Below are 13,789 nucleotides of genomic sequence, written 5' to 3'. Positions count from 1 at the left end.
ATTGGTACAACAATTTCACCTTATTGTGAAGGAATTTCGTCCATGTTGTCTAATGTCTAAGATTTTTCAAATCCATGCCCATTGGTAATAGCTCGTGTTAAATGAAGTTTTATGGATTACACGAGGGCGAAATATTTCTTGGCGCTCGCGCGCACCGGTTCCGTGACCACCGCGGCAGAGCAATTGAGCATCACCCAGCCGGCGCTAAGCCGCCAGCTGCGGCGCTTTGAGGAGGAGCTGGGGCTCGAGCTTTTCGAACGCGCAGCTGGGGTGCTGCGTCTCAACGAGGCGGGCAAGGCATTGATTCCCGTGTGCCAGCAATTGGTGGCAGATAATAACAGGGCTACGCAGGCGGTTTCGGCGCTGCAACGCGGCGAGATGCGCGCCTTGCAGGTGGCGGCAACGCCGACGACCATCTCGACGATCTTGGCGCCTTTCATCGTTGACGCGCGCGAGGAGATTCCGCTTCTGACCACGCTGGCGGTCGAGCACTACGAGGTGTACCAAGCGCTAGATACCACCGCCGATGTGGTGGTGACGCCAATTCCAGTAAAGGAGGGGCTCGATTCCGTTCCGTTGGGGGAGGCCACTATCCGGGCTTGGGTAAACAAGGAGCACCCTCTAGCGGGCCAAGACAGCATTGACGTGGGGGACTTGGTCACTCATCGTCTCGCCATGTCAGGCCGGCGCAGCGTCTCACGCGGGCTCTTCGATGCCTTTGTAGGGCGCAACCACGCTGTGCTTGGCGACGTCGTCGAGTGCGAGGACACCGTTACGCTCATCGCCCTCGCGCGAGCCGGGCGTGCAATCGCCATCTCCAGTGCTCTGCAGGCCCACGACGCGGTAGGCCTGCGCATCTGCAATGAGGAGGAGATGCTAGGCGGTGTGCCCCTGCACGCGGCTTGGCGTCGCGGGCACTTTGCCACCGCGGAAATCCATGCCGTGGTCACGCGCCTCCAGGAGTTTCTGGGAATTAACCCCGCCGATGGCGTTCGTGCCAGCTAAAGACGCAGATCCACCTTCTCGTTGGCGGCGATTTCTTCTAAACGCTCGGCAGTGCACATGCCGGCGACAATAACGGCGGAGCCTCCACATGCGAGCGGTTCGAGAATCAACTTCTTAAAGGAATCCTTGTCCTTCCACCCCGCGGACATCACGCGTTGGGCAGGGCCGGCGGCAGAATAAAGCTCCGGCAAAGCGGTGGTGGGGCCATAGAACTGATCGCCGTAGAAACGCACGGTGGGCCCAAAGTCGATGGCGCCCGCGGGCAATTCGCCGCCGGATTCGATGACGCCGCGCCCGAATGGGTCATCGGTAACGAGCACAACATCGGCTCCTGCGAATTCCTCAGTCAACTCTGCGTAGCCCTCGGGCGCGGCAAAAATAACATCGGGGCTTGCACCGTCTAGTTCAGCGCGAGTGAACGCTGTGTGGACCTCGGCAGCAATGGCGCCCAAAGCGATAACTGCGGGCTGCCAGGAAACAGGGAGGTCGAGGAAAATGAGGGAATCGGAATCGAGCTCAAGCTCTTCTAGGAGCATGTTGGCAATCTTGGAGACCCAGTTATCCAAGGTCTGTGCGGAAAAATCCATGCGCGCGCCGGTGGCTTCGTTGTAGAAAGTCAGGCGCGGCGCTGCGGCATCTGCGGAAAGTAGGTGCTGAAGCATATCCATGTCCGCCCATCGTAGGTGACTGAGCCTTAGCGCGGCAGGGAATGCTTTCACACTACGGCCCTGGGCCCTCGAGCGCCCCGGAAAGTGAGTGATAGGGATACTCATTTTTAACATTAAATGGCAACTACCTGCCAAAAACTGGGGAACGATCCCTAAGAAAAGCCAGGAACCTTTTGAATTAGGTCCCTGGCTCGAGAATTACTTAGTTTGTGTAGCGTTTAGTTCACGCAGCGCGGGCCCTCGCCGCCGGCGTCGATCTCCGGGGCAACCTCTGCCGCGCCCATGTCGCTGCCTGGGGTGCCGACCTGTTCGCCCGGTTCGGAGTCGGTGGGCTCTGCGGCCTGCGCTTCCTCGTCAGATGGGCCTTTGTAGTCGTCGTAAGCCACGACGACAAAGGTGTTTTCGTCCAGCGACGGGCTGGAAGTAACCGGCAGACCACCGAGCTGCTCAGCCAAGTCTTTGGCGCGTTGGTCGTTCTCATCCGCGGCGACAATCTGGGACTCGTAGTATAGGCCCGGCTCGGCATTGCTGGTCTGGTCGACCTTGTAGCCCACGCCAGTCAGCCATGTGCCAACGCCGGAGGCCAGGCCATCGATGCTGCCCGCGTTGAGCACGTTGACCTCGATGCCATCGGCTACTGGCTTTTCGGAAGGGTTGGAGCCTGCCTCTGCGCTTGACGACGCCGCGGCTTCCTCCGTCTGCTCCGCAGTCTTGGCGAGGTCATCCATAAACTTATGGACCTCTTTCTTGTCGATGGTCACGACGGACTCACCGTAGTCACCCACGCCGTCGATGGAGGTCACCGGAATGGTGGTGAAGGTGACGTTGCCGCCGGCCAAGCCTGAAAGCTGGGTGACCAAACCCATGACGTCCCAGCCCTCATCGATGACTACAGAGCGTTCGATTGCGTCAGCAATCTTGGAGAGCTTATTTGGGTTAGCCAGGGTGCCGGAGGAGAGCACCTTGGAAACCAAAGAAGCCATGTATGCCTGCTGGCGCACGATGCGGTCCAGGTCGCCGCGTGGAAGCTCGTAGCGCTGGCGAACGAAGGACAGGCCCTGGGCGCCGTGGAGGGTCTGGCGGCCCTTCTTGAAATCAGCGCCAGACATGACGTCCTTAACGTCGTTGTTCAAGCACACGTCGACGCCATCGACGGCGTCGGTAAGCAGCACGAAGCCCAGCAGGCCGACCTCAGCGTAGTGATCGATATCGATGTCTGTGAGTGAGCGCACCATGCTGATAAGCCCCTGGCGGCCGGCCTCCACGCCCTGCTGCTCGATCTCCTTCGCGGAATGTGGTTTCTTCTTGCCTTCAACCTCTGCCTCGGCGTTTTCTTGCTCTAGCTCTTCGACCTTGTCCGTCTTGTGGGAAGCGAAAACGGCGTTAATCTTGGTGTTGCCAAACTCGCCGTCGTCGACGTAGGTATCGCGCGGAATCGAAACCGCAGTTGCACGGGAGCCGTCATCCGGGATGCGGATGATCATGATGGTGTCTGTGTTCTCCTCGCCCTCGTCCACGCCGGCGTGGAGGTCTGCCAGTTCCTTGTCTGACAGCGGGTTGCCCTTGGCATCCGTGCGCGAATCCTTGCCCACCAGCAAGATATCCATCGCGCCGTCTTCGGTGTCTGCCTTAAAACCACCCTTGTTGCCCAACGCGAGGTTAGAGACAGAGGACATGCCATCGCCCACGCGGCCCACGGTGGCATAGCCAACGCCAGAGAACACCAAGATTGCCGCCGATACAAATGCCATGACGGCCTTCAGGGGCTTGGACCCCTGTTGCTTTACCGCCGTCGCCGAATTGGGCGAGGGCGAGATGGCGCGGGAACGACGCTGCTTGTCTGATTTTTTCTCAGAAGACACAGGAGGAGGACTTTCTAATTGTGGCGTTCAAAGGTGGCAGCAAGCAAGGTGGCTTCTCTCGGTGCTTGCCGTGTAGCCAATTTAGGGGCTGATCTTGTGACAGTTTAGGCGAGAAGAGAAAGAAATCGTGATCTATACATGATTTTCGTCAAGCTTGTAGTGTCTTGGCAGCAACCTAGCAGCGAGTATGGGTACGCTAAGCAGCATTGTGAACACAGATAACGTAACTGCCCTCGCAGTGGTCACGGTGACGTATTCGCCGGGCCATTACCTTGGGGATTTCCTTAAATCGCTGGAAAGCGCAACCAACCGGCCCACGGCTGTGGTCTTGGCGGATAACGGCTCCACCGATTCAGTGCCGCAGACCGCGGCTGCTGGCCGTGACGACGTTGTGTTTTTAGACACGGGCGGCAACATCGGTTACGGCGGCGGAATGAATGCCGGCGCGCGGCTTGTCCGCTCCGGCGCGTTGGGTGAGGTCGATGAAGAGTTCTTCCTCATCAGCAACCCAGACGTTACTTTTACTCCTGGAGCTTTGGATAAGTTGGTGGAGTGTGCGCGCCGGAATCCACAAGCCGCAGCCGTAGGCCCGCGCATCGTGGAACCGGATGGCTCGTATTATCCTTCCGCGCGTGCGATCCCCACATTGACCACCGGCATCGGCCACGCCCTGTTTGGCACCATCTGGCCTAGCAACCCGTGGTCGCGTGCCTATCGCAATGACGCCCATATGTCCGTCGAGCGCGAGGCGGGCTGGCTTTCGGGTTCCTGCCTTTTGGTGCGGTGGGATGCGTTCCAGCAGATCGGCGGCTTTGACGAGCGCTACTTCATGTACATGGAAGACGTCGATCTGGGTGACCGTTTTAGCCGTGCGGGCTGGAGCAACGTCTTTTGCCCTGAGGCAATCATCACCCATGCCAAAGGGCACTCTACCCAGGCGCATGCGGGCGCGATGCTGCGAGCCCACCACGACTCGGCTTACCGCTTCCAAGCCGACCGCCATCCGCAGTGGTGGCAAGCGCCAGTCCGACTGGCGCTCAAGGCCGGACTGCGGTTGCGCGGGTTTGCTCTAAGCGCCCTAGCGTGCCGCAGCAGTGGCTAGGCGCCTTGGGCATATACACTGACCCCCGATAAAACACGTCGATTTATTCGCATAAGGAATTCTTCTATGAGTCAAGCAGCTGTCCAATGGGGCGCTTCTACCGATGCCGTCATCCTCGTCGGTGGCCGTGGAACCCGCCTGCGCCCGCTGACCATCGGCACCCCAAAGCCGATGCTGCCGACTGCTAACTATCCGTTCCTGCAGCACCTTCTTGCCCGCATCAAGGCTGCGGGCATTACCCACGTGGTGCTGTCGACGTCGTTTAAGGCAGAGGTCTTCGAAGAGTACTTCGGTGACGGTTCCGATATGGGCCTGGAAATCGAATACGTAGTAGAAGAGACCGCGCTGGGTACCGGCGGCGGCATCCGCAACGTCTACGACAAATTGCGCCACGATACCGTGATGGTCTTCAACGGCGATGTTCTCTCCGGTATGGACCTGGGCGGCATCTTGCGAACCCACCACGAAAAGGATGCGGACGTTACCATGCACCTGCTCAACGTGGCAGACCCGCGCGCCTTCGGCTGCGTTCCGACTGACAGCAATGGCCGCGTGACGGCGTTTTTGGAAAAGACCGAGGACCCGCCAACGAACCAAATCAACGCTGGCTGCTACACGTTCAAGCGGAAAGTCATTGAGACCATTCCGGCTGACCGCGTGGTCTCCGTTGAGCGTGAGACCTTCCCGAGCCTGTTGGAGTCCGGACGCATGGTGGTAGGCCACGTCGACAACTCCTACTGGCGCGATATGGGCCGCCCAGATGACTTCGTGCGCGGTTCTTCTGACTTGGTTCGCGGCATTGCTCATTCGCCGCTGCTGGAAGGCCGCACCGGTGAGTCCCTCGTCGATGAGTCTGCCGGAATCGCCGGCGGTGTGTTGTTGCTTTCTGGCACCGCGATTGGCCGCGGCTCTGAGGTCGGTGCAGGCTCGCGTCTGGACGGCACTGTTGTCTTTGACGGCGTGACCATCGAGCCGGGGGCAATCATCAGCAACTCGATTATCGCTTCGGGCGCGCAAATCGGCGCCAACGCACACATCGACAATTGCGTCATCGGTGAGGGCGCTGTCATCGGAGCACGCTGTGAGCTCAAGGGAGGCATGCGTGTCTTCCCGGGCGTACAGATTCCGGATGCCGGCGTCCGCTTCAGCTCTGACGCTTAAAAAGAGCAGACATTTAAGCTATCTCTCCCACGACCCGTTTCCTTTTAAGGGGGGCGCAGGTGGTGGGAGTTTTCGCTTTTTGGCTGGTCTTTTACGGTTTTGGTTGCTGGGCAGCTTGTGCGCGCAGAGATCCAGCAGATCGGCTTAGATGGTGGCGACACGCCGATCAAACCTTGGAATTGTTCACAGGAATATGGACCACCACTACATATGGTACCCCCGGCCCTTACCCCCGGAGGGGGATCTGTGTGACGGATGTGAAAGTTGGGGATCGTGTGCTGCGTTTTTGGAGAGAATCCCCGGAAGGCCTCGTTTTCGGGTTGACGATATTTAGTGATCCGGTGTGAAATAACATCAGTGTAATCAAGCGCATCGGCGACGCCTCCGCCAAACTTTGGCTTTGGTGTAAGGTCGGTGCAACTTAGAAGAAACCTACCCAACCTCGGAGAAAGGAATTAGCGTGGAGAAAAACTCGAATAATGGCGCTATTCTCCGTGGCGGTGCTGCCGCAGAGATGTCTCTCGATGAGCTTTTTGGCGCCGTCGAGCAGGAGTGGCAAGACCAGGCACTGTGCGCGCAGACCGATCCTGAAGCCTTCTTTCCGGAGAAGGGAGGCTCCACCCGCGAAGCCAAGCGTATCTGCCAGGCTTGTGCGGTGCGAGATGAGTGTCTCGAGTATGCACTAGAGCATGACGAGCGCTTCGGAATCTGGGGCGGACTGTCTGATCGTGAACGCCGCCGCCTCAAGCGCGAGATTGGTTAACCTCCGGCTAGGGAAACCTTTCTTCTTAAATCCTTCACCTCTATCTATGTTTAGTGTCATCTGGCGCTAGGGCGTGGATTGTGGTGGAGGATTTTTGCTTACCAGCTAAACCGAGGATCAACGTCCTGCGGATCAAGGTTGAGGTAATTGGCCACCAACGCAGTTAGAACCGTGCCTAGCAACTCTGCGCGTTCGCTAGATGTTTCGGCACGCTCCTCGATGGGCATCCGGAAAATTACCATGCGGGCGCGTGTTGGGTGGCCGGCAGCGTCAACGCCAGCAGGGACAACCCGGCCTAAAGGTACCGGGCCGTCGGCGATGATCTCTTCCGGCAGGACCGTCATATCAGCAGAAAGCCGCATGCGTGGAACCGTGTCCACCGCCAAGTCCAATCCGGCGAGCTGCTCTGCAAAAGCATTCTGGATGGGGGCATAGGCCTCGAGTACGGCCATGTCGAAGCGCTCGCTCTTGCTGCGGAAACGCGGCGTCGATTGTGGCAAAAGCGGTCCGTGCATACCCCTTCCGCGGCGGTCGCGGAACGGACGAGTGTGGGGGCGGCGCATGGTCATGCCCGTGATTTTAAGGTTTCGCATGACCATTTTCGTGCGGGGCGCGCCGAGTTTCGACTATTCAAATCTCAACTAAAGGTTTAGACTCATTGCCGTGAATCATTCTCGTCATTGCTCTCGTCCAGGCTGCGGCAAACCCGCCGTGGCAACTTTGACCTACGCGTATTCACAGCAGACGGCCGTCGTAGGCCCGCTCGCGGAGGAGACTGATCCGCATAGCTGGGACTTGTGCGAAAAGCACAGCTCCCGCATCACCGCTCCCATCGGCTGGGAGATGGTGCGTGTGGACCGCATTGAGCTTGACGAGGAAGACGACCTCATGGCCCTGGCCGAGGCAGTTCGCGAGGGCGGGCGCGTCACTACCGGCCTAGTGGAAGATGGTTCGGGCTCCGGTCAAGACCCCATTGACTACGCCGCCAACTTTGATGGCGCCGATCCTGATAGCTCCAACCACCCGGTCTTCCGCACGCGCCGCGTAAGCGAGGCAAAGCAGCGTCGCCGAGCACACTTGAGCGTCGTGCCTGACGACGCCTCGACTCAGGACGCCACCGAATCCGCCGCGGGCGGCCGTCATCGCTTGAAAGAGGACTAGTTTTAGGCCACGGCTCCAGTATTTGGGGCTGGGGAAAGAGTACTATTGCAGGTTATGCGTACTCGTGAACAGCTAAACGCCGTTATTAAGGCCTATGACGTCCGTGGCGTCGTGGGTGAAGACATTGATGAGAATTTCGTCCGCGACACTGGTGCTGCTTTCGCCGCTATTTTGCGCGAAGAAGGCGAGAAGACGGTGGCTGTGGGCCACGATATGCGTCCTTCTTCGTCGGCGTTGTCCGCTGCCTTTGCTGAAGGCGTAGCTTCGCAGGGCCTGGACGTGGTGAAGCTGAACTTGACCTCCACTGATGAGCTCTACTTTGCAGCAGGGTCCATGGAATGCGCTGGCGCGATGTTTACCGCCTCGCATAACCCAGCTAAGTACAACGGCATCAAGCTTTGTCGCGCCGGTGCTGTCCCGGTGGGGCAGGAGACTGGCCTGGAAGCAATCAAGGACATGCTCGTAGATGGTGTTCCAGCCTACGACGGCGCCGCAGGCTCCGTCTCCGAGCGTGAGGTCCTGTCTGACTACGCAAACTTCTTGCGCTCTTTGGTTCCGCTGGAGTCTTCCCGCCCGCTCGTTGTGGCCGTGGATGCAGCAAACGGTATGGGCGGACACACGGTTCCGGCGGTCTTCGAGGGCCTTCCTTTTGACGTGCGCGAGCTGTTCTTCGAGCTAGATGGCACCTTCCCGAATCACGAGGCTAATCCTTTGGACCCGAAGAACCTCGTGGACCTGCAAGCCTTTGTGAAGGAGCAGAAGGCAGACATCGGACTCGCCTTCGATGGCGACGCCGATCGCTGCTTCGTGGTCGATGAAAACGGCGATGCAGTTTCGCCTTCTGCTATCTGTGCACTTGTTGCGGAGCGCTACCTCAAGAAGTTCCCCGGCTCGACCATCATTCACAACCTGATCACCTCCAAGACGGTCCCAGAGCTTATTGCTGAAAACGGCGGCAAGGCTGTGCGTACCCGCGTGGGTCACTCCTTCATCAAGGCCCAGATGGCCAAGGAGAAGGCTGCCTTCGGTGGTGAGCACTCTGCGCACTACTACTTCCAGGAGTTCTGGAACGCGGACTCGGGCATGCTCGCTGCGATGCACGTGCTAGCTGCGTTGGGCGAATCCGATAAGCCGCTTTCTGAACTCATGGCGCAGTACTCGCGTTACGAAGCCTCTGGTGAGATTAACTCCACCGTGGAGGATCAGAAGGCTGCTACGCAGGCAGTGCTCGACGGTTTGGCTGAGGAGATTGAGTCCGTCGACGAGCTCGACGGCGTGACCGTGGAGCTGAAGGGCACCGATGCGTGGTTCAACGTGCGTGCTTCCAACACTGAGCCGCTGTTGCGACTAAACGTTGAGGCAAAGACTGCTGATGAGGTCGATGCCATAGTGGAGAAGGTTCTCGGCATTATCCGCGCTTAGGCGCCTTCCCCATGCGGGCGCCTTTCTGCGTGTACCGTTTCCTGCAAATAGCGCCCTAGAATTGCGTGTTTTGGCCCGCTATTTGCAGGAAAAAGGATCCTGGATGCCGCCACGATTGCCGCGCGTCTCGGTCCCCCCGGTGCGTATACCGTTTCCTGTAAATAGTGAACCCAAACAGGCTAGCTTTGCTGGCCTATTTGCAAGAAACGGTACATTCGCGGCGGCTGAGCCGCGGGTGAGCGCCGCACAACACAAAAAGCGCCAGCACAATGCTGGCGCTTTTTATGCGGGAAAATTAGCCGCGGGAGTGGGTAACCATGTCCTCCCACTCGACGTACTTCTTGCGCTCGCGGCCTTCTGCCTCACCAAGCGCACGCTCGGCGGCGTCGAGGTTCTTCCAACCATCCCAGGTCAGGAACTCGATGCCTGCTTCGGACAAGGTTGCGGTGATGTCCTCGTCGGAGGAGTGGGAAAGCTTGCCAGCCTCGGCGTCCTCGAGCAACATACCGATGGTCTCCGTCGCATCAGACTTGGTGTTGCCAATAAGTCCGACCGGGCCACGCTTGATCCAGCCCGTGGCGTAGAGGCCCGGAACGATGCTGTCGTCCTGCTCGATGACGTGGCCGCCATCGTTGTTGATGACGTTTTTGTCGGTATTGAAAGGAACGGTATCGATGGCATCGGAACGGTAACCCACGGCGAGGTAAACAGCCTGGACAGGCCACTCGGTGAACTTGCCGGTGCCGCGAACGTTGCCGTCGCCAGTTAGCTCCGTGCGTTCGGTCTTGATGCCGGTGACCTTGCCGTTCTCGCCGAGGATTTCGACCGGCTGCTCGAAGAGGTGAATCTGCAGGGTGTGCGGCGCATCCTTCGGCTCGCGGATGGCGTAGCCCTCGAGGGTCTGGCAGACCAGATCCTGGGACTTAGAGTTTGCACGTGCTTCGAGAGAAGCTTCGTCGTAGTCGATGTCTTCTGGGTCGACAACAACGTTGATGGTCGGGGAGTGGTCCAGCTCCTTAAGCTCGAGCGGAGTGAACTTAGCCTGTGCGGGGCCGCGGCGGCCGAAAACGCGGACCGTTTCAGCCTGGTTCTTGGCCAGGGAGTCATAAACGTTGTCTGGGATTTCGGTGACCTTGAGCTCGTCGCCGGTCTTCGCCAAGATGCGGGCGACGTCGAGTCCAACGTTGCCCACGCCCACGACGGCTACTTCCTTTGCGCTGAGATCCCACTCGCGGTTGAAGCGGGGGTTGCCATCGTAGAAACCAACGAACTCGCCTGCGCCGTGGACGCCTTCGAGGTCTGCGCCTGGGACGTCGAGGTTGCGGTCGCCGACAGCGCCGGTTGCGAAGACGACTGCGTCGTAATGTTCCTGCAGCTGTGCCACCGTGAGGTCGCGGCCGACGTGCACGTTGGAGATGAGGCGAATTTGCTCGGTTTCCAAAACGCGGTGCAGAGAGTTGACGATGCCCTTGATGCGTGGGTGATCCGGCGCCACGCCGTAGCGGATCAGGCCGAAGGGAGCTGGCATTTGCTCGATGAGATCGATCTCAACATTGCCACCGGTCTTTTTAACCAGGATGTCAGAGGCGTAGATGCCTGCTGGGCCAGCGCCGATGACGGCTACCTTCAGTGGGGCTTGCGACATATCAGTAGTGGGCCTTTCCTCAAGATTTTTTACGGGATATTGGAACGACTAGTGCTAAACGCTAAAAGTTATCGTTCAGGTACTGGTCGTAATACTAGTCGTTCTAATTCTTTTTATGAATATTAGACTGATTAGTCTGCTGAAACTGTGTGAGCGTGGGTTTTATTGAACCGCGCTATCGCAAATCCGGCAACCGGGTTATTTAGATTCTTCCAGCTTGGCGGTGTTGTCGCAGGTCACACTGTAAGGAGTGGTGAAATTAATCCGAACCGCTTTGTCTATTGAGGTTAGACAGGTAGGTTTTGGGCAACCACTACGAAAGGCAATTGTTCACCGCCATGACTACCGCAACGAAACCTACCGCCAAGTCTCGTACGCGCAAGCCAGAGGGACAATGGAAAATCGACGGTACAAAACCGCTTAACGCGGACGAGGAGATCAAGCGTGAGGACGGCGGTCTCTCCGCCCGCCAGCGTGTCATCGATATTTACTCCAAGCAGGGCTTTAAGTCCATCCCGCCGGAAGACCTTGCGCCGCGTTTTAAGTGGCTTGGCCTTTATACCCAGCGCAACCAGAATCTGGGAGGCGAGCTAACCTCCAAGCTCAGCAATGCGGAGTTGCAGGATGAGTACTTCATGATGCGCGTGCGCTTCGACGGCGGTCGCGTCAGCCCGCAGCAGCTGCGCACGGTGGGGGAGATCTCGCGGGATCATGCGCGTTCCACCGCGGATTTCACGGACCGTCAAAACATCCAGCTGCACTGGATTCAGATTGAGGACGTCCCGGGCATCTGGGAAAAGCTGCGCGCGGTGGGCCTCGATACTCTGTTGGGCTGTGGCGACGTTCCCCGCGTCATCTTGGGCTCGCCGGTGGCGGGCGTCGCGGAAGACGAAATCATCGACGCCACCCCGGCCATCGATGAAATCGTGGATAATTACCTCCCGCGCGAGGAGTTCCACAACTTCCCGCGCAAGTTCAAGACGGCCATTTCGGGCAATCGCCGGCAGGACGTTACTCACGAGATTCAGGACATCGCGTTCGTCGGCGTCGATCACCCCGAGTACGGCCCTGGTTTCGACTGCTTCGTCGGCGGCGGCTTGTCCACAAATCCCATGCTTTCCCAGTCCTTGGGCGCTTGGGTGCCGCTTGAGCGTGTGCCGGAGGTGTGGGCCGGCGTGGCTCGCATCTTCCGCGATTATGGCTACCGCCGCAATCGCAATCGAGCGCGCCTGAAGTTCCTCGTCGCTGAGTGGGGCATCAAGAAGTTCCGCGAGGTGCTAGAAAACGAGTACTTGGACGCCCCGCTTGCCGACGGCGAGCCCCTTACCGTCGAGCCTGGCTCCCGCGACCACTTGGGCGTGCATAGGCAAAAGGATGGCAACTTTTATCTCGGCGTCAAGCCCACCGTAGGCCATGCCACGGGCGAGCAACTCATCGCTATTGCCGACGTCGCGGAGCGTTTCGGCATTACCCGCATCCGCACCACGCCGATGAAGGAACTTCTCTTCCTCGACGTCAAGGAAGACGATATTCCGGCTCTTTCGCGGGCGCTCGATGAGACCGGTTTGTACTCGCAGCCATCTGAGTTCCGGCGCGGCGTTATTTCCTGCACCGGCTTAGAGTTCTGCAAGCTTGCGCACGTAACCACGAAGGCCCGGGCGATTGAGCTGGTGGACATCTTGGAAGACACCTTGGGTGACCTCGACATGCCGATTTCCATCGCACTCAACGGCTGCCCGAATGCTTGCGCTCGTTCCCAGGTTTCGGATATTGGACTGAAGGGCCAGATCGTTACTGATTCCGAAGGAAACCGTGTTGAGGGCTTCCAGGTGCATCTGGGCGGCGCGCTCGGGCTCTCCCCGGACTGGGGGCGCAAGCTGCGCGGGCACAAGGTCATCGCGGATGAGGTCCCAGACTATGTAATCCGGTTGGTGCAGAAATATAAGGAGCAGCGCGAGGAAGGCGAGCAGTTCCGCCACTGGGTCCTGCGCGCAGATGAGGGAGATCTGCAGTGAATTTTCGCCGCGAGCCGAATCCGAACCGCAACCATCCGATGTACTGCCCCTACTGCGGCGGCATGAACCTCTTTCCCGATGAGGAAGGCGATTTCGCTTGGAAGTGCTGCGAGTGCCTGCGTATCTTTTCCGTGATGTTCCACGGTCAGGATGATGCGCCGGTAGCACCTGCCAAGACGGTTTCTTCCAACGAGGCGTTGCAACGATCGCTACAACGCCGCGGGCATCTGTCTGCTGCTAAGCAAGATGCAAGCGTGGGGAGCAGACGATGAGAGCACTGATTACGCTTTCACATGGTTCGCGCCATCCAGCGGCAGCTCTTGGCATTGAGGCTTTGACGCGAAAGGCGGCGGCACTTGCCGGTGCCACATCCTATGAAGCGGCTTACCTCGACTTTCACGAATCTGACTTGGAAGCTGCAGCGCAACGAGTAGCTGCCGCGGGGCAGAGGGAAGCGGTGGTCGTACCACTGCTGTTTACGCGGGGCTATCACCTGCGCGTGGATGTGCCGGAAGCGATCGATCGCGCTGCGCAATCCGCCGGGCTGCGGCTGCTGCAAGCAGAAGGCTTAGGCACCGGGGCCGACATCGCGGAGCTCCTAGCAGCGCGTGCGATGGCGCCGCAGACAGGTAAGAAGCCACAGCATCTCGTCATCTATGCCGTAGGCTCTTCAGACGAGAAGGCGAATAGCGCTGTGCGCGACCTCGCTGCGAATGTAGAAAGCCTCACTCATCTGTCCACTTCGGCGGTGTTTGCAACACGTGGTGGGAAAGAGGGCGTCGCCAAGCAGGTGCGCAGTCACGGTGCGGTGCGGGTGTTGCCACTGTTTAGCACGGCAGGGCTGTTGCTGGACCTGCTCGCGGATTCCCCTGCGCAGGTAGACTCCCCGCTAGGCACTGACCTTGCTGGGGTCGTTGCTGACCGTTTTGCCCATGCAGTGGGCCTGTCCACCCAGACTCACATGCTTGCACAGATCGGATAATAG

At 59.0% G+C, this 13,789-nt stretch carries 13 protein-coding genes; 9 read left to right on the top strand and 4 right to left on the bottom strand.

Features of this window, described 5'->3' with window-relative positions:
• The first annotated feature begins 111 nt into the window (after positions 1 to 111).
• Complete coding sequence (locus tag WM42_RS03435) at positions 112 to 1,005, top strand: LysR family transcriptional regulator (RefSeq protein ID WP_062035689.1); 894 nt, start codon at positions 112 to 114, stop codon at positions 1,003 to 1,005.
• Here WM42_RS03435 and WM42_RS03430 read toward each other — a convergent pair.
• Together WM42_RS03430 and WM42_RS03425 are read right to left on the bottom strand one after the other, a co-directional pair.
• A complete protein-coding gene (locus WM42_RS03430) occupies positions 1,002 to 1,673 on the bottom strand; it encodes a TIGR03089 family protein (protein ID WP_062035688.1) in 672 nt (223 codons plus the stop codon). The genes WM42_RS03435 and WM42_RS03430 overlap by 4 nt on opposite strands.
• A gap of 218 nt (positions 1,674 to 1,891) precedes the next feature.
• Positions 1,892 to 3,535, bottom strand: coding sequence for an LCP family protein (locus tag WM42_RS03425; protein WP_201057410.1), 1,644 nt, complete (start codon positions 3,533 to 3,535; stop codon positions 1,892 to 1,894).
• Between the two features lie 187 nt (positions 3,536 to 3,722).
• Here WM42_RS03425 and WM42_RS03420 point away from each other — a divergent pair, with 187 nt between their 5' ends.
• The 3 genes from WM42_RS03420 (at position 3,723) to WM42_RS03410 (ending at position 6,561) form a co-directional block, all read left to right on the top strand.
• Positions 3,723 to 4,637: a glycosyltransferase family 2 protein gene (locus WM42_RS03420; protein WP_062035687.1), complete on the top strand. Its 915-nt coding sequence runs from the start codon at positions 3,723 to 3,725 to the stop codon at positions 4,635 to 4,637.
• Positions 4,638 to 4,703: 66 nt separating this feature from the next.
• Positions 4,704 to 5,798 carry a mannose-1-phosphate guanylyltransferase gene (manB, locus tag WM42_RS03415; RefSeq protein WP_062035686.1) on the top strand — a complete coding sequence of 365 codons (1,095 nt, stop codon included), beginning with the start codon at positions 4,704 to 4,706 and terminating at the stop codon, positions 5,796 to 5,798.
• Between the two features lie 514 nt (positions 5,799 to 6,312).
• Complete coding sequence (locus tag WM42_RS03410) at positions 6,313 to 6,561, top strand: WhiB family transcriptional regulator (RefSeq protein WP_005528147.1); 249 nt, start codon at positions 6,313 to 6,315, stop codon at positions 6,559 to 6,561.
• 98 nt (positions 6,562 to 6,659) lie between these two features.
• Here WM42_RS03410 and WM42_RS03405 read toward each other — a convergent pair whose 3' ends face one another.
• Positions 6,660 to 7,130: a metallopeptidase family protein gene (locus WM42_RS03405; protein WP_062039102.1), complete on the bottom strand. Its 471-nt coding sequence runs from the start codon at positions 7,128 to 7,130 to the stop codon at positions 6,660 to 6,662.
• A 94-nt stretch (positions 7,131 to 7,224) separates the two neighbouring features.
• Here WM42_RS03405 and WM42_RS03400 point away from each other — a divergent pair, with 94 nt between their 5' ends.
• Positions 7,225 to 7,722 carry a DUF3499 domain-containing protein gene (locus WM42_RS03400; protein WP_082787627.1) on the top strand — a complete coding sequence of 166 codons (498 nt, stop codon included), beginning with the start codon at positions 7,225 to 7,227 and terminating at the stop codon, positions 7,720 to 7,722.
• A gap of 54 nt (positions 7,723 to 7,776) precedes the next feature.
• Positions 7,777 to 9,144, top strand: a complete 1,368-nt coding sequence (locus WM42_RS03395) for a phosphomannomutase/phosphoglucomutase (RefSeq protein WP_062035684.1) — start codon at positions 7,777 to 7,779, stop codon at positions 9,142 to 9,144.
• A 295-nt stretch (positions 9,145 to 9,439) separates the two neighbouring features.
• Here WM42_RS03395 and WM42_RS03390 read toward each other — a convergent pair whose 3' ends face one another.
• Positions 9,440 to 10,789, bottom strand: a complete 1,350-nt coding sequence (locus WM42_RS03390; protein ID WP_062035683.1) for an FAD-dependent oxidoreductase — start codon at positions 10,787 to 10,789, stop codon at positions 9,440 to 9,442.
• Between the two features lie 338 nt (positions 10,790 to 11,127).
• On the opposite strand from WM42_RS03390, the gene WM42_RS03385 reads away from it, so the two are divergent.
• The 3 genes from WM42_RS03385 to WM42_RS03380 are packed head-to-tail and all read left to right on the top strand — an operon-like array spanning position 11,128 to position 13,786.
• Positions 11,128 to 12,804, top strand: a complete 1,677-nt coding sequence (locus WM42_RS03385; RefSeq protein ID WP_062035682.1) for a nitrite/sulfite reductase — start codon at positions 11,128 to 11,130, stop codon at positions 12,802 to 12,804.
• Positions 12,801 to 13,076: a hypothetical protein gene (locus WM42_RS12880; protein ID WP_082787626.1), complete on the top strand. Its 276-nt coding sequence runs from the start codon at positions 12,801 to 12,803 to the stop codon at positions 13,074 to 13,076. The genes WM42_RS03385 and WM42_RS12880 overlap by 4 nt, the downstream gene beginning before the upstream one ends.
• On the top strand, positions 13,073 to 13,786 hold the full coding sequence (locus WM42_RS03380; protein WP_062035681.1) for a sirohydrochlorin chelatase: 714 nt from the start codon (positions 13,073 to 13,075) through the stop codon (positions 13,784 to 13,786). The genes WM42_RS12880 and WM42_RS03380 overlap by 4 nt, the downstream gene beginning before the upstream one ends.
• The last annotated feature ends 3 nt before the right edge of the window (positions 13,787 to 13,789 follow it).

The organism is Corynebacterium simulans (assembly GCF_001586215.1).
GTDB lineage: Bacteria > Actinomycetota > Actinomycetes > Mycobacteriales > Mycobacteriaceae > Corynebacterium > Corynebacterium simulans.
The sequence above is the reverse complement of the archived record's forward strand: the minus strand, read 5'-3'. Positions and strand labels throughout refer to the sequence as shown.